The 20,737-nt window shown below is 52.6% G+C and carries 19 protein-coding genes; 7 read left to right on the top strand and 12 right to left on the bottom strand.

The annotated features are described in order from the left end of the window. The 6 genes from leuC to RYZ59_RS21350 all read right to left on the bottom strand — a co-directional run bounded on the left by leuC (nucleotide 1) and on the right by RYZ59_RS21350 (nucleotide 6,812). On the bottom strand, nucleotides 1-1,422 hold the full coding sequence (gene leuC, locus RYZ59_RS21375) for a 3-isopropylmalate dehydratase large subunit (protein WP_318050600.1): 1,422 nt from the start codon (nucleotides 1,420-1,422) through the stop codon (nucleotides 1-3). Between the two features lie 436 nt (nucleotides 1,423-1,858). After that, nucleotides 1,859-2,182: a DUF1889 family protein gene (locus tag RYZ59_RS21370; protein ID WP_071887391.1), complete on the bottom strand. Its 324-nt coding sequence runs from the start codon at nucleotides 2,180-2,182 to the stop codon at nucleotides 1,859-1,861. A 110-nt stretch (nucleotides 2,183-2,292) separates the two neighbouring features. Next, nucleotides 2,293-4,107, bottom strand: a complete 1,815-nt coding sequence (locus tag RYZ59_RS21365) for a diol dehydratase reactivase subunit alpha (RefSeq protein WP_318050602.1) — start codon at nucleotides 4,105-4,107, stop codon at nucleotides 2,293-2,295. A gap of 10 nt (nucleotides 4,108-4,117) precedes the next feature. After that, nucleotides 4,118-4,546 carry a diol dehydratase small subunit gene (locus tag RYZ59_RS21360; protein WP_202037706.1) on the bottom strand — a complete coding sequence of 143 codons (429 nt, stop codon included), beginning with the start codon at nucleotides 4,544-4,546 and terminating at the stop codon, nucleotides 4,118-4,120. 2 nt (nucleotides 4,547-4,548) lie between these two features. Continuing rightward, a complete protein-coding gene (locus RYZ59_RS21355) occupies nucleotides 4,549-5,133 on the bottom strand; it encodes a propanediol/glycerol family dehydratase medium subunit (protein ID WP_040230555.1) in 585 nt (194 codons plus the stop codon). An 11-nt stretch (nucleotides 5,134-5,144) separates the two neighbouring features. Continuing rightward, nucleotides 5,145-6,812, bottom strand: a complete 1,668-nt coding sequence (locus RYZ59_RS21350) for a propanediol/glycerol family dehydratase large subunit (protein ID WP_318050606.1) — start codon at nucleotides 6,810-6,812, stop codon at nucleotides 5,145-5,147. 392 nt (nucleotides 6,813-7,204) lie between these two features. On the opposite strand from RYZ59_RS21350, the gene RYZ59_RS21345 reads away from it, so the two are divergent. From RYZ59_RS21345 to RYZ59_RS21330, 4 genes are read left to right on the top strand one after another with little or no spacing between them, the layout of a single operon-like run. Continuing rightward, the gene (locus RYZ59_RS21345) at nucleotides 7,205-7,633 is read left to right on the top strand and encodes a heme-binding protein (protein ID WP_318050608.1); all 429 of its coding nucleotides are present in this window, start codon (nucleotides 7,205-7,207) and stop codon (nucleotides 7,631-7,633) included. Between the two features lie 22 nt (nucleotides 7,634-7,655). Continuing rightward, nucleotides 7,656-8,819: a 1,3-propanediol dehydrogenase gene (gene dhaT, locus RYZ59_RS21340; RefSeq protein ID WP_318050610.1), complete on the top strand. Its 1,164-nt coding sequence runs from the start codon at nucleotides 7,656-7,658 to the stop codon at nucleotides 8,817-8,819. Nucleotides 8,820-8,834: 15 nt separating this feature from the next. After that, entirely contained in the window at nucleotides 8,835-9,188 is a 354-nt protein-coding gene (locus RYZ59_RS21335) for a glycerol dehydratase reactivase beta/small subunit family protein (RefSeq protein ID WP_137382525.1), read from the top strand. Beyond that, entirely contained in the window at nucleotides 9,189-9,719 is a 531-nt protein-coding gene (locus tag RYZ59_RS21330; protein WP_318050613.1) for a cob(I)yrinic acid a,c-diamide adenosyltransferase, read from the top strand. Here the strand turns inward: RYZ59_RS21330 and dhaR are convergent. Further along, nucleotides 9,697-11,622 (bottom strand): dihydroxyacetone kinase operon transcriptional regulator DhaR, encoded by a 1,926-nt coding sequence (gene dhaR, locus RYZ59_RS21325; protein WP_202037701.1) that lies wholly within the window; start codon nucleotides 11,620-11,622, stop codon nucleotides 9,697-9,699. The two genes, RYZ59_RS21330 and dhaR, sit on opposite strands and share 23 nt — an antisense overlap. Nucleotides 11,623-11,714: 92 nt before the next feature. Beyond that, nucleotides 11,715-12,812 carry a glycerol dehydrogenase gene (locus RYZ59_RS21320; RefSeq protein WP_005131422.1) on the bottom strand — a complete coding sequence of 366 codons (1,098 nt, stop codon included), beginning with the start codon at nucleotides 12,810-12,812 and terminating at the stop codon, nucleotides 11,715-11,717. Between the two features lie 562 nt (nucleotides 12,813-13,374). Here RYZ59_RS21320 and RYZ59_RS21315 point away from each other — a divergent pair. Beyond that, complete coding sequence (locus tag RYZ59_RS21315; protein ID WP_202037700.1) at nucleotides 13,375-15,033, top strand: glycerone kinase; 1,659 nt, start codon at nucleotides 13,375-13,377, stop codon at nucleotides 15,031-15,033. Between the two features lie 178 nt (nucleotides 15,034-15,211). Here the strand turns inward: RYZ59_RS21315 and cfa are convergent, their stop codons facing one another. Next, entirely contained in the window at nucleotides 15,212-16,366 is a 1,155-nt protein-coding gene (cfa, locus tag RYZ59_RS21310) for a cyclopropane fatty acyl phospholipid synthase (RefSeq protein ID WP_318050618.1), read from the bottom strand. Between the two features lie 67 nt (nucleotides 16,367-16,433). Here cfa and RYZ59_RS21305 point away from each other — a divergent pair, with 67 nt between their 5' ends. After that, nucleotides 16,434-17,282 carry a helix-turn-helix transcriptional regulator gene (locus RYZ59_RS21305; RefSeq protein WP_318050626.1) on the top strand — a complete coding sequence of 283 codons (849 nt, stop codon included), beginning with the start codon at nucleotides 16,434-16,436 and terminating at the stop codon, nucleotides 17,280-17,282. Here RYZ59_RS21305 and RYZ59_RS21300 read toward each other — a convergent pair whose 3' ends face one another. Beyond that, complete coding sequence (locus tag RYZ59_RS21300) at nucleotides 17,283-18,062, bottom strand: siderophore-interacting protein (RefSeq protein WP_318050620.1); 780 nt, start codon at nucleotides 18,060-18,062, stop codon at nucleotides 17,283-17,285. A gap of 239 nt (nucleotides 18,063-18,301) precedes the next feature. Here RYZ59_RS21300 and RYZ59_RS21295 point away from each other — a divergent pair, with 239 nt between their 5' ends. Continuing rightward, on the top strand, nucleotides 18,302-18,979 hold the full coding sequence (locus RYZ59_RS21295; RefSeq protein WP_318050628.1) for a PadR family transcriptional regulator: 678 nt from the start codon (nucleotides 18,302-18,304) through the stop codon (nucleotides 18,977-18,979). Here the strand turns inward: RYZ59_RS21295 and RYZ59_RS21290 are convergent. Together RYZ59_RS21290 and RYZ59_RS24835 are read right to left on the bottom strand one after the other, a co-directional pair. Beyond that, nucleotides 18,976-20,541 carry a methyl-accepting chemotaxis protein gene (locus tag RYZ59_RS21290; RefSeq protein ID WP_318050622.1) on the bottom strand — a complete coding sequence of 522 codons (1,566 nt, stop codon included), beginning with the start codon at nucleotides 20,539-20,541 and terminating at the stop codon, nucleotides 18,976-18,978. The two genes, RYZ59_RS21295 and RYZ59_RS21290, sit on opposite strands and share 4 nt — an antisense overlap. Before the next feature lie 136 nt (nucleotides 20,542-20,677). After that, a partial coding sequence (locus RYZ59_RS24835) for an IS1 family transposase (protein WP_071528444.1) occupies nucleotides 20,678-20,737 on the bottom strand: 60 nt, incomplete at its 5' end.

Here is a 20,737-nt window from a genome sequence, read left to right as displayed (position 1 = left end):
TCATTCCCCCGCCTGAAGTAATGTCCGAACATCGACCAGATGCCCTGCTACCGCTGCTGCCGCGACCATCGCCGGGCTCATTAAATGCGTTCTTGCCCCTGCGCCCTGCCGCCCAGGGAAATTACGGTTCGTACCCGATGCACAGCGATCGCCTGCTGCCAGTACATCCTCGTTCATCGCAAGGCACATTGAGCAACCCGACTGACGCCATTCAAAACCAGCGTCAATGAAGATTTTCGCCAGCCCCTCGTCTTCCGCCTGGCACCGGACCTGCGTTGAACCGGGCACAATAATCCCGCGCACATGGCTGGCAATTTTGCGTCCTGCCACGACTTTCGCGACGGCCCGCAGATCTTCAATACGGCCATTCGTGCATGAGCCAATAAAAGCGTGCGAAATACGAATGTCACTCACCGGCGTACCGGGCAGCAGATCCATATACTGGAGAGCTTTCTCAAGCGCGAGGCGTTTAAGTGGATGCGTTTCGTGTTCCGGGGATGGGACATAGCCGGTGATCGCACAGGTTTGATCCGGGCTGATCCCCCAGGTCACTTTAGGTTCAAGATTGAGGCAGTCGATCGTCACGGTCTTATCAAAAACCGCATCTGCATCACTTTTCAACTGCGACCACTCCTGCAATGCCAGTTGCCAGAGTTCACCTGCGGGCATTTGCGGCTTCCCGTAGATATAGTCAAAAACCTTTTCATCCGGCGCAATAATCGCACCGCGAGCTCCTGCCTCCACGGCCATATTGCAAAGCGTCATTCGCCCCTCAACACTCAGGGCACTGATTGTTTCACCGTCGAATTCGATGGCATATCCTGTCGCACCATCTGCGCCAGTACGTTCGAGTAATTCAAGAACGATATCTTTTGCAGAACAACCAAAAGGTAATTCACCCTTAACGCTGACTCGCAGGGTTTTCAGCTTACGATACACCAGCGTCTGAGTCGCCAGCAGGTGTTCGATTTCCGACGTACCGATACCAAATCCCAGAGCGCCGAACGCACCGTAAGTGGTGGTATGGCTGTCGCCAGCCGCAATCACCATTCCGGGCATGACCAGCCCTTGCTCGTGGGCAACGACATGTTCTATCCCTTGCCGTGGGTCCAGCACATCAAATAACGTGATACCAAAATCAGCGGCATTTTCCCGAAAATAATCAACCTGTAACTGACCGCCGGGATCCGTCATCAGCATATCGCGCTGAGGTCGGGTGGGATTAACATGATCAACATTCAGCAGAAAGGCTTCCGGATGCCGCACCGGCCGTCCCTGTTCCCTTAACCCGCTGAATGCTTGTGGACTGGTATATTCATTGAGTATCGAACGATCGATATAAAGTAAAACATGCCCTTCGTTATCAAGTTCCCGAACGGTATGCGATTCAACTAATTTTTCATACAGCGTTTTAGCAGACATAGATATATTCCTGGGGTAACGAATGGCTGAATAATGAGAGATTCGTCATTGAGGCTTTTAGCTATAGTGACACATTCATGAAAAAACGATGATTCCAGTCGGGAAAGTATAAAAATACACTTCGTGTTGGTAAGCAGACGCCGCCCAGAGTAGGTTGTGCTGCGATTACAACGATTTCGCAGGCATCGCTGACCTGACTATGTTCATATTTTTATTGTGCCCAGAGGGACAAAACGAAATGGCGTATTTTATGAAATGGAGATCGTCAGAGGTGAACCAGATAATAAAAACGTGGTTATTCTTAAGATATAGAGTTAGCCACGCGTTTTAAACGCACCAGGTTGGCTATCTGGATTAATCAGAATCGGGGCAGCGCTTTTGGACGCTGCCATCCCGAAGATGGAAACGTCCGTTAGCGTTTTATTCGATAGTCAGCTCACACGAGTTCTTTGAGCTGCTCCTGCATATAGGTCGAAAAATACTCTGGATTCTTGATAAGGATACGGTTACCGGAGGCAACTTTTTCTGCCCATCCGGCCACTTTTTTCGTGAACTCAGGATTCCATCCCTCCTGCTCACCCCGTGCCATCACAACTTCCGGACTCGCTGGCACACCTAAGTCATGCAAATACTTTAAGATTCCCTTAGCGGTACTTTCGTCCATTGAATGGGGTACTGACACTGAGGTGTTCATACCACCAATAAAATCCAATGCTTTCTCAATTGCTGTCGGCATGCTCTTATCCTTAAAATTAACCACGTGAGAGACACATTTATACTATGTACCCAACTCAGCCGGGATATCAAAGAGAACGTTGCCTTTATTTGATTTACCCCGCAGCTAAACGCTTGCGGCGGCTGTTTTCTGCGCTATTTTTTTGCTTCCCCGGCTAAAACCAGGCCGGTTGCCACCGCATTACGCGGCCCTTCGGTCCCCCGGATATTGCCCTGTCCCGCCACGACACCATAATGCGCCAACGCGTCGGTGATCATCTGCGGAATTTCAAAATCCAGCGATGAGCCCCCCACCAGCACCACAAAAGTGATATCGCGAATGGAGCCGCCAGGTGACACCTGGCGCAATGCACGCAGGCAGTTGGTCACGAAGACCTTCTCCTTAGCCTGACGTCGCACCAGACGAATTTTTTCCAGCGAAGTCTGGTTATCCACGGGGATCAGCTCGCCGTCTTTCAGATACACCACTTTGGCAAACACCGACGGGCTGAGTGGTTCGCGGAAAAACTCCACCGCACCGTTCTCATGACGAATACTGAACAGGCTCTCTACTTTCGCCAGCGGGTATTTTTTTATTTCCTCGGCCAGAAACGGATCGCTCAGACCCAGTTCCGTCTGAATCAACAGGCTGACCATATTCCCCGCGCCGGCCAGATGTACCGCCTTTACTGCACCTTCGCTATTGATGATGGCTGCATCAGTGGAACCAGCGCCTAAATCGAGGATCGCCAGCGGCGCAGCACATCCGGGCGTCGTTAACGCGCCAGTCACGGCCATATTGGCCTCTACACCCCCCACTTCAACAGCGGTGTTTAATCGCGCGCTCAGCTCGCTGGCAATGGCCTGCATTTGTAAACGATCGGATTTCACCATCGCCGCAATGCCGACAGCATTTTCCATCGAACATTCCCCGGCGATGCCGCCCTGCACCTTACGAGGAATAAACGTATCAACTGCCAGCAAATCCTGAATATGCACCGCGTTCATATCATGCCCGGACAGCGACGCCATCACCTTACGCACGCGTTCCAGCATACCGCCTGCGTGCGTTCCCGCTTCACCGCGAATGTCACACACAGGCGCACAGGCGCTCATCGCCTGCATAATAGCCTGCGCCCCTTGCGCCACGTCAGCTTCGCCGCCGCGCCTTTCTCCGCGGATAAAGATCTTACCCGCTGGGATCACCCTTGAACGCACATCACCCTGCGGCGTTTTCAGCACCACGGCGGAGCGGTTACCGATCAGCGCCCTGGCAATAGGGACGATGGTTTGGGTTTCCTCCGGCGTCAGGGCAAAGAACGTGGCGATGCCGTAGGGGTTAGACAGCGCACGAACAACCTGGCCCGCGGCCGCGACTTCGACCGCCGCCAACACCCCTTCCGGCACTTTTTCCAGCAGCGTGACTTCATCAACCACCGGCATAGTTCGCCGCAGACGATTGTTCACCAGCACGCCGTCATCTTTTTTCAGGATCGCCGCCACCACGTTCACGCCGCGATCCAACGCGTCGTTGATCAGCCAAACGGCTTCGAGGAAATCCATTTCCTCACCCACCAATGGGATCCAGCCCTGGGCAAACCGCTCCTCACTCAATGCCGCCAGCTTCTCCACTGCAATGGTGGTTCCCATTCCCACGCCAACGCCGCCGGGCGTTTGTGGGTTATGCCCAATCATCGTTGATTCGGTAATGATGGTTTCCGTGATCGTTTCCATCGCCACATCACCAATGACCGGTGCGGCCTCATTGATACAGATTTTCGCCACATCTTTAAGCGACCATGGCGTTTTTTCCAGTGCCTGCTGCAGGGAAGCAACCACCCCGGCAATATTATCCCGCGTTCCCTTCATGCCCGTGGTCGCGACAATCCCGCTGGCGATAAACCGGCCATGCTGAGCCAACGCCACTTCCGTGGTGGCGTTGCCGATATCAATCCCTGCAATTAACGGCATATTCCCTCCGTCACTGGCTGCCTTTACGCAGCTTGTTTCTTTGCTGATACACCTCTGCCGACTCACGCACAAATCCGGCGTTCACCGTCGCGTGCCAGGTATGCTCCAGCTCATCAGCAATCGCCTGTAGCTCCGCGAATGAAGAGCGAAACGGGCGTAGCGCGTTGTAGATTTCCAGAATGCGGGTATCCGGGATGGCAATCAGTTCCGCCGCCCGACGGAAGTTGCGCGCCACGGCGTGACGGTGCATCTGTTCGGCAATCTGCGCCTGATACTCCAGCGTTTGCTGGGAAATACGCACATCCTGCGGCCCTACATGCCCCGCCAGCACATTCTCAAGGGTGATATCGGTTAACGGTTTCCCGGTGGGGGTCAGGATTTTCTCCGGGCAGCGGGTAGCTAAAGGATAATCCTGCGCGGTCATGATGTTGTCGTTCATGGTCATTCCCTTACTAATGCAATATGCAGCGTGACAGGCGCAGCATCCTGCACCACATGTTTGGTTTCTTTAATGTGAAACAGCGCGGCTTTGGCCATAAATTTGGGGCGCACCATCTGGTCATTGACCACCGGAACCGGCGAGGGCGACTCTTTGCGTGCATAGCGCGCAGCGTTCTTTCCTATCTGACGATAGGTTTCCAGCGTCAGCAGCGGGGCCTGAGAGAAGAGTTCAAGATTACTCAGGGGCAGCAAATCACGCTGATGAATCACTGTGGTTCCCTTTGACTGAATACCAATCCCGATGCCGGAGCCGCTGAGGTTCGCCGCATCCCACGCCATAAAAGAGACATCCGAGGTGCGCAGAATTCTCACCACTCGCGCATGCAGTCCCTCTTCTTCAATCCCCGCCACCAGCTCTTTCAGAATCGCGTTGTGCGGCATATCAATCAGGGTTTTGTGCTGGTGCTTGCCAAAGGCCGGTCCGACGCCAATCACCACTTCGTCAGCGCGATCGTCTGCTTTTGCCGCCTCGCCTTCACTGACCTGCAAGGTAAAAACGGGCTTACGTTCAGTTGTGCATTCCACGGTGTACCGCCTTATTCAATCGAGCTGGGCTGAACCACACCCGCAATATTTTTAATTTCCGCCCAGCGTTCGGCACTGATGCGATAGCCGGTGCCGGGTCCCTGATAATCATTGATGTCGTTCACGGCGCTGACCACGTCGAACTGACGATCCAGAATGGCCGATGTTTGCAGGTAATCACCGGTCACGCGCTGTCTCAACATATTGAGAATATTGCTGGCGATATCTTCAAATCCGCTACCGCTTAGCGCCCCGACGATATCCAGCCCGGTAATGTTGCGCTTCATCATCTCTTCCACTGCCGCCAGATCTTCCACCACATTGCGCGCAGGCATGTCTTTGCTGCCGTGAGCATAGGTGGCCGCCTCCACTTCCTCATCACTGATTGTCGGCAGGCCCAGTTCGCGGAATACCGCCTGAATAGCCCGCGCCGCCTTGTTACGGATGGCGATGGTTTCTTCTTCGGTTACCGGGCGCAGGCCGCCGTCAACCATCAGGTCACGTTGCAGTATGTTGTAATCATCGAAGTCTTCAGCATCGAAGTTAGAACCGGCAAACATGTTGTCGTAGTTGGGGACGGCACTATAGCCAGAGAAGATAAAGTCGGTGCCGGGCAGCATCTGCATCAGGGTGCGGGCGGTACGGCGAATATCGGAGTGTGAGAAGGTCTGGTCATTGGCCGAGGCCACTTCAAGGTCGAGCATTGACGCAATCAGGTTTTCCGCCAGCACTGCGCGAATACCCGACGGCACTGCGCCCGTCATCCCGATACAACTGACCGCCCCGTTTTGCAGCCCCTGCACACCCGCGCCCTTGGTAATGAAAATGCAGCGGGATTCCAGGTACAACATCGATTTACTCTCGGAATAGCCCATCAAGGCTTCCGAACCGGTACCGGAGGTATAGCGCATCTTCAGCCCGCGGGATGCATAGGCCGAGGCGAGAAACGCTTTTGACCACGGCGTATCGTCGCCGTCAGTGAATACCGATTCCGTTCCGTAGACCGACACCGTTTCGGCGTAGCTGGTTAACCCGCGCATTCCCAACTCCAGCTCAGTAGCCTCTTCAACGGAACATTGTGTCAGTACGCCCGGACGACCGCACTGAGAACCGACCAACAGCGCCAGGGCGTTAAACGGCGCATAGCGGGCAATCCCGAACGTGGTTTCCTGTTCGGAAAAACCACGAATCCCCGCTTCAGCGGCATCGGCGGCAATCTGCACCGGATTATCTTTTAGGTTGGTCACGTGACACTGGTTAGAAGGGGTGCGTCGGGCGCGCATTTTTTGCAGCGCCATCATCATCTCTACCACGTTCATTTTTGCCATCACCTCCACCGCTTTCGCCGGGGTAATAGCGGTAGTAATGGCAATGATCTCTTCGCGACTGACGTGGATATCCACCAGCATTCTGGCGATCTCCAGTGCGTCGAGCTGCATGGCGCGCTCGGTTTCAGCGACGTTTATCGCGTAGTCGGCAATAAAGCGGTCAATCATGTCGAACTGTGCGCGGCTCTTGCCGTCCAGCTCAACAATACGACCCTTTTCCACCTTCACAGAAGAGGCCGGATCGTAGGGACTTTCCATGGCGATCAGCCCTTCTTCCGGCCATTCGCCAATAAGCCCATCCTGATTTACAGGACGCTTCGCAAGGACTTCGAATCGTTTTGATCTTCTCATAGTTTATAGACTCAAAAGATAAAGAATAGGGACGCCAGGCTGTATCGCTGGTGCTCTACCACCCCAGCAATCGCCTTTATCAGCAATAGCCGAACTTTAAATGAGCAGGCCGATAAAAAAATAAAATTAATTACGTTCCAATTTGATACATATTTAAATGTCAGCGTTTCATATTGAAACGGTCCACGGGAATATCCACGAAGAATTGTGACACGCTTAAATGATCATTATCAATAAATGCCGAACGCAGGAAAAAATTTAATATTTTAGAAAAATACACACTATTGACTTAATAACGCATCGCGAGAAAATACAGAAAACCCAATGAGAAAAAATAGCTGTAGCGCGATATTTTCTGCGACCTCAGCCCTACAACCTTGTCAGGAGATACTGTGAATAAGAGCCAACAAATCACCACCATTACGCTGGCGGCCGCAAAGAAAATGGCGACTGCCGTCGAGGCAAAAGCGCTTGAAATCAACGTTCCGGTGGTCTTTTCCGTAGTTGATCGCGGCGGAAACACGCTACTGATACAGCGCATGGACGAGGCGTTTGTCACCAGTTGTGATATTTCTCTCAATAAAGCCTGGACCGCCTGCTGTCTGCGGCAGGGCACCCATGAAATTACCGACGCAGTACAACCCGGTGCTTCTCTATATGGTTTACAGCTCACCAACCAACAGCGGATTGTTATTTTTGGCGGCGGTTTACCTGTTATATTTGACGGACAATCAATCGGTGCTGTCGGCGTTAGTGGCGGTACTGTGGAACAAGATAGATTATTGGCTGAGACCGCACTGAATTGTTTCTCTGAATTATAATTTAAATCTAAGAAGGTATATTATGAGCTATCGTATGTTTGATTACCTTGTGCCGAATGTTAACTTTTTTGGCCCAAATGCTATTTCCGTTGTCGGCGAACGTTGCAAACTATTAGGCGGTAAAAAAGCGCTGCTGGTCACCGATAAAGGTCTGCGGGCGATAAAAGACGGTGCAGTAGATAAAACGCTGGCGCATCTGCGTGAAGCCGGGATTGAGGTGGTCGTCTTTGACGGCGTAGAGCCGAACCCTAAAGACACCAACGTGCGCGACGGTCTGGAGGTATTTCGTAAAGAGCAGTGCGATATCATCGTTACCGTCGGCGGCGGTAGCCCGCATGACTGCGGTAAAGGTATCGGTATCGCAGCCACGCACGAAGGCGATCTCTACAGCTACGCCGGGATTGAAACGCTGACCAATCCGCTGCCGCCAATCGTTGCGGTCAATACCACCGCGGGTACCGCCAGCGAAGTCACCCGCCACTGCGTGCTGACCAATACCAAAACCAAAGTGAAGTTTGTGATTGTCAGCTGGCGTAACCTGCCGTCGGTTTCCATTAATGACCCGCTGCTGATGCTCGGTAAACCAGCACCACTTACCGCCGCGACCGGGATGGACGCGCTGACCCACGCCGTGGAAGCTTACATTTCCAAAGATGCTAACCCGGTCACCGATGCCGCCGCTATCCAGGCGATCCGTCTGATCGCCCGTAACTTGCGCCAGGCCGTTGCGCTGGGCAGCAACCTGAAAGCCCGTGAAAATATGGCCTACGCCTCTCTGCTGGCCGGTATGGCTTTCAACAACGCCAACCTCGGCTATGTTCATGCGATGGCACACCAGCTCGGTGGTCTGTACGACATGCCGCACGGCGTGGCCAATGCGGTACTGCTGCCACATGTAGCCCGTTATAACCTCATCGCCAACCCGGAGAAATTTGCCGATATCGCTGAGTTTATGGGCGAGAACACCGACGGGCTGTCAATCATGGATGCCGCTGAGCTGGCCATTCACGCCATCGCCCGTCTTTCCGCTGATATTGGTATTCCACAGCATTTGCAGGAGCTGGGCGTCAAAGAAGCCGATTTCCCTTACATGGCAGAAATGGCGCTGAAAGACGGCAACGCGTTCTCGAACCCGCGTAAAGGGAACGAGAAAGAGATCGCTGAAATCTTCCGTCAGGCTTTCTAATCCAAAGGGGGCGCAATGTCACTTTCATCACCGGGCGTACATCTGTTTTATCACCCACGCTGGCAGGATACCCGCGCGCTTGATGAACTGTGCTGGGGACTGGAAGAGCAAGGCGTCCCGTGCAGGACTGTCTGTTGCGACGAGAATGACTGTGCGCTGGCGTTGAGCAAACTTGCGGCCAAAAGCTCAACGCTACGTGTCGGTCTTGGTCTCAACGCCACGGGTGATATTGCTTTAACCCACGCCCAGTTGCCCGAGGATCGGGCGCTGGTCCGTGGTCATATCACCGCCGGAATGGCGCAGATCCGCACGCTTGGCGCCAATGCCGGTCAACTGGTCAAAGTGCTTCCTTTCAGCGAGATAAAATAAATGTACCGTATCTATACCCGCACGGGTGATAAGGGCACGACCGCGCTGTTTGGCGGCAGCCGTATCGACAAAGATGATATCCGCGTGAATGCCTATGGCACCGTGGACGAACTGATTTCCCAGCTTGGCGTCTGCTACGCCAGCACACGCCTGACAGCGCTTCGCCAGGATTTACATACCATCCAGAAGACGCTGTTTGTACTGGGTGCAGAACTCGCCAGCGATGAGAAAGGACTTACCCGCTTAACGCAGACGATTAGCCCCGAGGATATTCAGGCGTTGGAGCAGCTTATTGATCGCAATATGACGCAAAGCGGTCCGCTAAAAGAGTTTGTTATTCCGGGGAAAAACCTCGCATCGGCACAGTTGCATGTTGCGCGCACGCTGGCACGTCGGCTGGAGCGGCTCCTCATCGCCATGGACAGAACGTTGACGCTGCGTGATGAGCTTAAGCGTTACATCAATCGTCTGTCCGACGCCCTCTTCTCGATGGCGAGGATCGAAGAAACTACTCCAGATGTTTGCGCTTAAACTGGCTGGCATCGATGTCGTACTGTTTCATCTTGCGCCACAAGGTGGTGCGGCCAATATTCAGCAGTTGCGACATTTCCTGCACACGTCCGCTGGTGACGCGGGCGGCATGGATAATCGCCTCTTTTTCGATGGCGGTAAACGTCAGGCTGGCTGGCAGCAGCGATGATGCAGTCTCCAGGCCTGGACGTTCGGCAAACAGATAATCAGGCAGATTACTCAGGCGAATATGGCCATTGTCGCTACTGATAGCGATATTTTCGATAATGCTGTTGAGCTCAAAATCATTGCCCGGCCACGAGTAGGCAACCAGTTGTGCCAGCGCGTCATCGTCCAGCTTCAGACTGGATGAAAAGCGTTTTTTCAGGCTATTTAAGCGTGTATGAATCAGCGCCGGAATGCTGTTACGCCGTGCCCGCAGCGGTGGAATAACAATTTCAAAGGAGTGTAACGCGTAATACAGTTGGCGGCTAAAGCGGTTTTGCTCCACCAGGTTGGCGAGATCAACCGTGGTAGTGGCAATCACTTTCACATCGACCGGGATCAGGCGGCGGGCATCAAGGCGGGTCAATACCCCCTGCTTGATAACCTGCAACAACGCGGATTGCAACTCGGGTGCCAGATACTCAATTTTTTCCAGAAACAGCGTACCGCCGTTCGCCAGCTCAAGGCGGCTCAGCCGACCGTTTTCATCATCGGTTGGCGCACTGCCCATAAAATCCTGCCCCAGCACGCTGTTGGCATACAGTTGGCAGTTAACGGCGATATAAGGCCCGCTGGCGCGTTCGCTTTCATTGTGAATAGCCTGGCTCAATAGCTCTTTACCCACTCCCTCTTCACCACACAACAGAATAGGGAAACTCCCTCGTGCCGCCTGGCGACCAAAATGGATCAACCGACGGGTTTCCGGGTCATCCGTCGACATCTGTTCAAAGGTGTGGCTGACTTTCCCGAGCTGGCTGGTCATCAACTGACGCATTTGTTCAACGGGATGAAGCAGCAGAATAAAGCTGTTGCCCTGTTCTTCAACAATGGGTTTCAGAGTAATAACAGCATCAACAAACTGGTGCTGGCTTTCGAAAGTCACTTCGACGTGATTCAGGCCGCGAGCATGCTTGATCGCCCGGCGCAGCAAGGTGGGCAGATTAACCAGGTCATTAATGTTTTTACCCTGGCTGGCCTGTGCATCCAGATGTAAAAGCAAAGCGGCACGGGCATTAAGAAACTGCAGAACGCCCTGCTCGTTCCATGCCATTACGCCATCATCCATGCTCTCTAACAGCCCATACATCTGATTAAGATGGCGGTTAGATTCGGCCAACAGGCTGTCGGTCAGCAAAGAGTTGCCGACTTCTCTGGCAATCGCCAGCGTCAGGGAGAGATCGGAAACGCACTCATGCTCCACCAGGCAGCACAGGGAGATGGAGCCAAACAGCCGCCCATGGTTATCAAAGACCGGGGTAGAGCAGAACGACCACGGATGCAGCGCCTGCTTAAAATGCTGATCGCCAGAGGTTTTTGTCGGCTGCCCTGGCATCGTTGCCAGCGATAGCGCACAACTGCCGATAATGCTTTCCGCACAGTAGCTACCGTCACGAAAGCCAAGCTCCGCCAGCTGTTCCACCGTCTGCGGATCGCCGCACCGGCTGAGAATACAAGCCGATTCATCCAGAATCAGCAGCGCGCACGGACGTCCATCCATAAACTCCCAGGCATCTTCCAGCGCGGCCTGCCCAATCGTCAGCAGCGCAGTCTTACGGCGACAAATCGACGCAAAAGTCAGTCCCTGCGCCTGATGCGGTGCCTGCCAGGTTTCCCGTTGCATAAACTTGCTGCAACGATGCCATGACTGAGCAATGACCGAAGAGACTTCCTTCCCGATGCCATGAGTGTGCGCCGTCATATCCATTTCCGCTGTTTTACCATAGACAACCCCTCCGGCAGAGACTGTCAGAGGGGGAGAAGATGCCGAATAAAGGACTTACCGACGTCTGATTAACGCGCCAGCCACTGCTGTCCCAGCAGGTCTGCCGTCAGAATAGCGGCATGGACGCTTTCAGGCGTCACCGGGAACGGCATATTGTGAATGGTTTCACCTTCCGCGCAGGTGGCTTTCGCAACGGCCATAATCTTAGCGTCGATGCCGTCTTTCACGCCCATTTGCGCCAGCGTTACCGGCAGATCCACTTTCTGGCAGAAATTCAGCACCGTTTCGATCTCTTCCATCGGGCTGTTCTGCAGTACCAGTTGCGCCAGCGTACCAAACGCCACTTTTTCACCGTGATACAAATGGTGGCACTCTTCCAGAATGGTGAAGCCATTATGGATGGCGTGTGCCCCCGCAAGACCACTGCTTTCAAAGCCAATACCGCTGAGATAGGTGTTCGCTTCCACGATACGTTCCAGAGCATCGGTCACCACGCCAGCCTGTGCCGCCAGACGCGCCTTTTCACCTTCTGCCAGCAGCGTATCATAGCACAAGCGCGCCAGGCTCAGGGCTGCCGCCGTGGACTGTCCCCCCGCCATGCTGGTCGCTCTGGCATCAAAACACGCTTTTGCTTCAAACCAGGTCGAGAGCGCATCGCCCATCCCGGCCACCAGCAGACGTACCGGCGCTTTGGCGATAATTGCCGTATCCATGACAACCATATCCGGGTTTTTCGGGTAGATCAGATATTCTTCGAACTCACCGGCTTCGGTGTAGATAACAGACAGCGCACTGGTTGGCGCATCCGTTGAGGCGATAGTTGGAATCACCACCACCGGCAGTTTCTGGTAGTAGCCAATCGCTTTGGCGGTATCCAGCGTTTTCCCACCGCCAATCCCAACCACACCACGGCAACCGTGCTGCTTCAGAATGGCAATCAGGCGATTAATTTCAACATGGCTGCATTCGCCATTGAAGCGTTCCGCGTGGCAGCTAATACCGTGGCTGTGCAGGCCATTGAGTACTTTGTCTCCCGCCAGTTTCATGACGAAGTCATCCGCAATCACGAAAAAGCTGTCTGCCAGATTTTTAGCGTATTGACCAAATAAGGTAGAAGCGTCAGGACCCTGGAGATATTTGGCTGGAGATTGAATAACTTTTAGCATTCCTTTCATCCTCAAATAAGTACATGTTTTTACATGGTGAGCCCTGGCGTTAACCTGTTTAGCCTGTTGCGAACGGCGAAAACGGGAGGTACCGGAGCGATGCAATAACTGTATGGCGAGGCGGGAACAAAAAAATCATTCGTCTTTTTGTTCTGATATGAAACAGATAAAAATAACATGCGTTCCATATTGAAACGATTAACCATAAAAATACTGGGGTTTGCGATCCCGATCCGTTCATTTACCGACAAATCCTTGCAGAACGCGAAGATCAAATTCCCTTTGCCCCTCTCTGACGCCGTTAAAAGCAGTAACAAAACGTTTACTGTGCAGTGTGGCCAACACTGAAAAGGCGATAAAAAAGTCGAGCGGGCTCGCATTGTGATCGTTCCTCGCACAAATACGTTCCATTACGGAACAAAAAATAACAATTACGTTCCGTAATGAAACTCATTTTGCCGCTGTTTTTTTCCACGCTGACTCCGCCAGAATCTCCCCATCGCCTCCGCACCATGACAATGCATTCGGGGGTTTGTCTTACACTCAACCTCGAGGAGCCGTTATGTCTCAATTCTTTTTTAATCAGCGTACCCAACTCGTTAACGACGTCATCGACGGTACGATTATCACCAGTCCGTGGAACAATCTGGCGCGTCTGGAAAGCGATCCGGCTATTCGCATCGTGGTTCGTCGCGATCTCAACAAAGATAACGTGGCGGTGATCTCCGGTGGCGGCTCAGGACACGAACCCGCCCACGTTGGCTTTATCGGCAAAGGGATGTTGACCGCGGCAGTCTGTGGCGACGTGTTTGCGTCCCCGAGCGTAGATGCAGTGCTGACCGCAATCCAGGCGGTAACTGGCGAGGCAGGCTGTCTGTTGATCGTTAAAAATTACACCGGCGATCGTCTTAACTTCGGCCTCGCCGCCGAAAAAGCACGCCGCCTTGGCTATAACGTCGAAATGCTGATTGTCGGCGACGATATCTCCCTGCCGGATAACAAGCACCCTCGCGGGATTGCGGGCACTATCCTGGTACATAAAGTGGCAGGCTATTTCGCTGAACGCGGCTACAACCTCGCCACCGTCCTGCGTGAAGCGCAGTATGCAGCAAGTAACACCTTCAGCCTGGGCGTCGCCATTTCCAGTTGCCATTTGCCGCAGGAAACCGACGCCGCACCGCGTCATCATGCAGGCCATGCCGAACTGGGCATGGGCATTCACGGCGAGCCTGGCGCCTCGGTTATCGCTACCCAAAATAGTGCGCAGGTGGTGACCCTGATGGTCGATAAACTGATGGCGGCACTGCCGGAAACCGGCCGTCTGGCGGTGATGATTAATAATCTGGGCGGCGTGTCCGTTGCTGAAATGGCTATCATCACTCGGGAACTGGCAAACAGCCCACTGCATCCGCGTATCGACTGGCTGATTGGCCCGGCCTCGCTGGTCACCGCCCTGGATATGAAAGGTTTCTCGCTGACCGCCATCGTACTGGAAGAGAGCATCGAAAAAGCGCTGTTAACCGAAGTCGAAACCAGCAGCTGGCCGACGCCTGTCCCACCACGCGAAATCAACTGTGTGCCATCATCGCAGCGCAGCGCGCGCGTCGAATTCCAGCCTTCAGCCAACACGCTGGTCGCCGGGATTATTGAGCAGGTCACCGGAACGCTTTCCGATCTGGAAACACACCTCAACGCGCTGGATGCCAAAGTCGGCGATGGTGATACGGGTTCAACTTTTGCCGCTGGTGCACGTGAAATCGCTGACCTGCTGCATCGTCAGCAGCTTCCTCTGGATAACCTCGCCACGCTGTTCGCCCTGATCGGCGAACGCCTGACCGTGGTGATGGGCGGGTCCAGCGGCGTACTGATGTCAATCTTCTTTACCGCCGCCGGGCAGAAGCTGGAGCAAGGGGCTGATATTGCCGAAGCCCTGAACACAGGGCTGGCGCAGATGAAGTTCTACGGTGGTGCAGACGAGGGTGACCGTACGATGATTGATGCGCTGCAACCCGCGCTGACGTCTCTGCTGGCACAACCACAAAACCTGCAAGCCGCTTTTGACGCCGCACAGGCAGGCGCAGAGCGTACCTGTCTGTCGAGCAAAGCCAACGCGGGTCGCGCGTCGTATCTCAGCGGTGAAAGCCTGCTGGGCAATATGGACCCCGGTGCACACGCCGTCGCCATGGTATTTAAAGCACTGGCAGAGAGTGAGTTGGGATAAGCCATAAGTGCCTGATGCGCTTCGCTTATCAGGCCTACGAGTGCAAACCTTTGTAGGCCGGATAAGGCGCTTACGCCGCCATCCGGCGAAGAAATGCCTGATGCGCTGCGCTTATCAGGCCTACCGTTTGCACGCGGTTGTAGGCCGGAAGGCGTTTGCGCCGCCATCCGGCTTAATATTAACGATAAACGCGAATACCGCCTTCTACGCCCCGGCTAAACAAGACTTGCCACAGCTCAATATCTCTGGCGCGGAACGCTCCGGCACAAGCGCACAGGTAATAATTGAACATCCTTCTGAAGGTCGCGGAATAACGCGATGACAGCTCCGGCCACGCCTGATTAAACCGCGCATGCCAGGCCATCAGCGTTTTATCATAGTCACTGCCAAAGTTATGCCAGTCTTCCATCACGAATCGCGACTCGCTGGCTTCAGCAATATGAGAAATCGCCGGTAAGCAGCCATTCGGGAAAATATATTTATTGATCCACGGATCAACGCTCATCCCTTTTTTATTGCTGCCGATGGTATGTAGCAGGAACAATCCGTCCGGTTTTAAACAACGGTCGGCGATGCTGAAATAGGTGTCGTAGTTTTTCGGCCCGACGTGTTCAAACATCCCCACGGAGACAATACGATCGTAGTGCTTATCGAGGTCACGATAATCCTGAAGCAGGATGGTCACATCCAGGCCTTCACAGCGCTGCTGCGCCATTTTTTGCTGCTCTTTCGAGATAGTGACGCCTTCTACCGCCACGCCATAATGGCGCGCCGCATATTCGGCCAGTCCACCCCAACCGCAACCAATATCCAGTAAACGCATACCCGGTTTCAGTTGCAGCTTCTCGCAAATCATTTTTAATTTGGCGTTTTGCGCGTCTTCTAAGGTGGTAGCCTCTTTCCAGTAACCACAGGAATATTGCATGTGGGGATCCAGCATCAGCGCAAAGAGATCGTTGCCAATATCGTAGTGTTCTTTACCGACAATCCACGCACGACTGCGAGACTGCAAATTAAACAGGCGGGCGCTGGCAATACGCAATATATCCTTCAGATTTCCCGGCATTTGCTGGTCGAGTTTTGCTTTCAGGATTTTGCAGAACAGAACATCGAGACGTTCGCAGTCCCACCAGCCTTCCATATAGCTTTCGCCAAGCCCCAGGGAGCCTTGTTGCAGCACCCGTTTAAAGAAACCGGCATGATGAAGTTGAATGTCCCAGGGGCGGGAACCATTGATCTGAATATCTGCTTGTTGGAGCAGCTCTTTTCCCATTCGGGTCCAGTTATCATTTGTTTCATTGACGATGACAGCGTCTGAACAAAGCGTGTTCATGGTATTTACCAAAAGTGGGCTATTAATTATTACGCAAGATTATTATGGAAAAAAGAATGTATGTATTATGATTTGCGGACAAGATCTATCGAGCAGCGGCCACCTCACCGCAAGCAGAATCGAATTCAATATGGAAACGCTCATACATAAACATTGGAATTCCTTCCCGGACGACTCCATGGCAGAACTGCCGCAGGACGTTTACTTTCGCTCTTATGTCCTTGAAGCCAACCACCATGTTCCGCAGCACTCGCACGCTTTTATGCAGTTTCATTTTGCCCGCAAAGGCAGTATGCGCATTGATGTCGCCGGCAAGTGCTGGATAATCCCCGCGCATTACGGCATCTGGATCCCCAATAATACTGAGCATGCAGTTTGGGCGCTGGATGATGTGCATTTAGAGAATCTGGATATTAAACCGGGCTTTCTCGAAGAAAGTATCCATGAGTGTAAAGTCGTGGCGATCAGTGATTTCGCCAGAGAGTTTATTCATTACGCCACGAATTCAATTTCAGGTCATTATGATAGCCAGTCAAAAGAAGGCAAACTGGTCAGTGTGCTGGTGGACATTATTCTGCAATTACCAGAGGTCGCCTTTGTATTACCCTGGCCGCAGGATCGCGAATTAACCAATGTATGCCGAACAATACAAGCGTCTCCGGCGCTGGAACATTCAGTAGAGTATTGGGCACAACATTTGGGTATGTCTGCCCGCACCTTTTCGCGTCATTTCAAAAAAGAAACCGGATTACCCTTCAGCGTCTGGAAGCAAAAAATGCGAATTCTGGAGTCTGTACTCATGCTGAAGAAAAATAAAAGCGTAACCGCCGTGGCGCTCGATGTAGGATATTCAAGCACCGCAGCGTTTAGTTATGCATTCCGCCAGGCGTTTGGCGTTTCACCGTCACATTATTAATTAACGTTCCGACCGTTGATGCCAGTAAGCCGCGGCACGCACCAACTGCTGATCGAAAACCTCAGTAGCAAAGCGGGCGCTCAGGTTTTTCACCACTTTTCCTTCGCCAGTTATCCAGATGAAATAATCCTGTGCAGGCACGGTCAGCAGTGAAAGCTGCTCATTCACTGCCTGTTCGTCATGGCCGACAAACCACTGAATCGAAAAACCGTCGAGATGAGCAAAATAATCCTGATACGCTGCATCGCGTACGCTGACCAGCGCCGTCACGTTTGGACGTACCGCTAAACAACCGATCGCCTCCAGCCGACGACGTAGCGCTGGCATTCCAGATTCATCACACACGTAAACCTGGTACGCATAGTCTTCTGGTACCACCAGCGAGCCACGCGGTCCGCCAATCGTCAATTTGTCACCTTCACGCGCATTCATCGCCCACGTACTCGCCACCCCGCCATCGTGGATATAAAAATCCAGCGCCAGTTCATGGCGTGCCGGGTCATACAACGGCGTGTAATCACGGGATACCGGGCGTACACCCTCTGGCCAGACAATCCCCTCATCCGTCACCACGGGTGGCACAAAGTGACTGCCCGGCTCAGGGAAAAAGACCTTGGTGTGGTCGTCAAAACCCTGTGAGCTGAAACCATCCAGAGCGTCACCGCCCAATACAATGCGCTGGAAACCCGCGCTGATACGTTCAACCCGCAGGACGGTCAGTTCACGGAAGCGCAGCTCATTGCGAACGCGCTGTGGATAGCGTGAAGTGTTATTTGTCATTTTTTCGCCTTCGTGACAGAGATTAGATATATCTAAATAAATTACAAATGATAATGATTGCTAATTGAGAATATTGCAAGAACTTTTTTGATAGGGTCTGGACAGAGTTTCAAAAATACCGCGATAAAAAATAAATACATGTATATCAATAAATTAAATTAATATTTCTACATTAACTTGCAAATATAAAAAGTTTAGATATAAATTAGATATATCGAAACAACATCAGGAGATGAATGATGCAAGATCATCATGAAGGGTGCTGCAAACATACAGAACACCAGCACGAAGGCTGCTGTAAGGGTGAAGGGCATCGCCACGAAGGTCATCACAGTGAACACCACGAAGGTTGCTGTAAAGGTGAAGAACGTCATCACGAAGGCTGTAACAAAGAACACCACCATGAGCATGGCTGCGGACACCGCCACGGTCGCGGCGGTGGTGGCGGTCGACGTCAGCGTTTCTTCGGCCACGGCGAATTACGTCTGGTGATTCTCGACATTTTGACCCGCGATGCCAGTCACGGTTATGAGCTAATCAAAGCCATTGAAACATTGACTCAGGGTAATTACACCCCAAGCCCGGGCGTGATTTACCCGACACTGGATTTCTTGCAGGATCAGTCGCTTATCGCCATCCGTGACGAGGAAGGCGGACGTAAGCAAATCACAATCACGGAGCAAGGTCTGCAATGGCTGGAAGAGAACCAGGAACATCTGGAACATATCCACGAACGTATTAAAGCACGCTGTGTCGGCTTTGAATTACGCAAGAATCCACAGATGAAAAGAGCACTGGAGAATTTTAAAGCCGTGCTGGATCTGCGGGTCAATCACGGTGACACCAGCGAAGCGCAAATCAAGAAGATCATCGGTATTATCGATCGCGCATCGCTGGACATCACCCAGCTTGATTAAGCAGGCTGCGCGTCCTCTTTACGCACGCGGAACACTTTAATCATTTCTTTTAAGTGTAATGCCTGTTCGTTTAATGACGCCGCTGCCGCAACGGACTCCTCTACCAGACAGGAGTTCTGTTGCGTGGTGGTGTCGATCAGGCCAATCGCACTGTTAATCTGCGAAATACCGTCCGTCTGCTCGCGGCTGGCCTGACCGATTTCCCGCAATATCACATCCATTTCTTCAACGTTAGTGACCATTCCAGTGATCAACGCGTTGGCTTTTTCAACCAGCGCCAGTCCTTCCCGGGTTTGGCTGGTGGAGTCTTCAATCAGATTGCGGATCTCACTGGCAGACGATGCGCTTTTTTGCGCCAGTTGACGCACTTCTCCGGCAACTACTGCGAAACCACGCCCGTGCTCACCGGCGCGCGCCGCTTCGACAGCCGCATTCAGCGCCAAAATATTAGTTTGAAAAGCAATCGAATCGATCAGGTTGATAATTTCTGACATACGGTTAGAGGTTTCATTAATCACGCGTATTTTCTGCGTCACCTGATTCATCATCTCACCGTTGTTTTTCACGACCGTCGCCGCTCCCGTAGACAGCTTCGTCGCTTCATGGGTATGGTCTGCCGTCGTTTTGACCGTCGCGGTAATTTGTTCCATCGACGCCGCGGTCTGTTCTACCGAGCTTGCCTGTTCTTCGGTACGCGCAGCCAAATCCTGATTACCCGCGACAATCTGTGCCGCCGCCGCAGAGATATTCTCGGAGCCGTTTTGCACTTCCTCGACAATCTCTAACAGTCGGGTTTTCATTGCCATCAGCGCTTGCAGCAGCACACCGGTCTCATCCTTCTGTTCCATACTGATGCTGCGAGTAAGGTCGCCCTGCGCAATCGCCTCGGCAAACTGCACGGCTTCATTAAGGGGTCGGGTAATTGAGCGCACAATATACCAACCCATCACACAACCAGCGGCAATGCTGATCAGCGCCAGAGTAATCAACAGCGCACGATTAGTGTGGAAATCATATTCCACCTGAGCGCCCGCCTTCTGCATCTGGGCATCTTCAATGGCGATCAATTCCTGCACTTTTGCTTTATACGCCTGCTGCACATTCACCGTGCGGGTCATCATCTCGTGCATCGCACCGGAGCGATCGTGATTCTGCAGCGCCTGCAGAATTCGGAATCGGGAAGCCAGATACTGCTCACGCACATCGCGGATATCCGCAACAATTTTTTTGGAGGCATCATTGAGCGGCGCAGCACTCAGCCCATCCAGCAGAGCAGAAATTTGCTGGCTGATGGTATCGAGCTTTTTCTGGGACGCCTGGGTCCATTTGCCTTCCTCATCCAATAACATCAATTGTTGAGTACTGACAAACTCCTGAAAATTATCAATGAGCAGATTGGCTTTTACCGTAATCGGATAGTCATTGGTAATGATGTTCTGCATCCCACTGTTACTACGATCCAGACTCAACAGCGAAAGGCCCGAACTCACCATCATCAGTACAATAAACAAACCAAACGCGATAAATAATTTCGAGCGAATCTTTACGTTATGCAAGAACATATTTTCTCCCTGGAGACAGTTTTCTTCAGACAGATATCCTTATCGGTCAGCATTCACCTAACTTTATGATATTGATCGTTTTTTAATTTACATCAATGTTACTAAATAGCTTTTGACGATGGGTAATGACTCCAACTTATTGATAGTGTTTTATGTTCAGATAATGCCCGATGACTTTGTCATGCAGCTCCACCGA

The sequence above is a fragment of the Citrobacter sp. HN-141 genome (assembly GCF_033341895.1).
Classification (GTDB): domain Bacteria; phylum Pseudomonadota; class Gammaproteobacteria; order Enterobacterales; family Enterobacteriaceae; genus Citrobacter.
This window is presented reverse-complemented; position numbering and strand designations above follow the sequence as displayed.

Bases quoted from the DNA above. Each gene is read 5' to 3' on its own strand.
- leuC (WP_318050600.1), bottom strand. From the start codon at position 1,422: ATGTCTGCTAAAACGCTGTATGAAAAATTAGTTGAATCGCATACCGTT.
- RYZ59_RS21365 (WP_318050602.1), bottom strand. From the start codon at position 4,107: ATGCCGTTAATTGCAGGGATTGATATCGGCAACGCCACCACGGAAGTG.
- RYZ59_RS21360 (WP_202037706.1), bottom strand. From the start codon at position 4,546: ATGAACGACAACATCATGACCGCGCAGGATTATCCTTTAGCTACCCGC.
- RYZ59_RS21350 (WP_318050606.1), bottom strand. From the start codon at position 6,812: ATGAGAAGATCAAAACGATTCGAAGTCCTTGCGAAGCGTCCTGTAAAT.
- dhaT (WP_318050610.1), top strand. From the start codon at position 7,656: ATGAGCTATCGTATGTTTGATTACCTTGTGCCGAATGTTAACTTTTTT.
- RYZ59_RS21335 (WP_137382525.1), top strand. From the start codon at position 8,835: ATGTCACTTTCATCACCGGGCGTACATCTGTTTTATCACCCACGCTGG.
- RYZ59_RS21330 (WP_318050613.1), top strand. From the start codon at position 9,189: ATGTACCGTATCTATACCCGCACGGGTGATAAGGGCACGACCGCGCTG.
- dhaR (WP_202037701.1), bottom strand. From the start codon at position 11,622: ATGACGGCGCACACTCATGGCATCGGGAAGGAAGTCTCTTCGGTCATT.
- RYZ59_RS21320 (WP_005131422.1), bottom strand. From the start codon at position 12,812: ATGCTAAAAGTTATTCAATCTCCAGCCAAATATCTCCAGGGTCCTGAC.
- RYZ59_RS21315 (WP_202037700.1), top strand. From the start codon at position 13,375: ATGTCTCAATTCTTTTTTAATCAGCGTACCCAACTCGTTAACGACGTC.
- cfa (WP_318050618.1), bottom strand. From the start codon at position 16,366: ATGAACACGCTTTGTTCAGACGCTGTCATCGTCAATGAAACAAATGAT.
- RYZ59_RS21305 (WP_318050626.1), top strand. From the start codon at position 16,434: ATGATTTGCGGACAAGATCTATCGAGCAGCGGCCACCTCACCGCAAGC.
- RYZ59_RS21300 (WP_318050620.1), bottom strand. From the start codon at position 18,062: ATGACAAATAACACTTCACGCTATCCACAGCGCGTTCGCAATGAGCTG.
- RYZ59_RS21295 (WP_318050628.1), top strand. From the start codon at position 18,302: ATGCAAGATCATCATGAAGGGTGCTGCAAACATACAGAACACCAGCAC.
- RYZ59_RS21290 (WP_318050622.1), bottom strand. From the start codon at position 20,541: ATGTTCTTGCATAACGTAAAGATTCGCTCGAAATTATTTATCGCGTTT.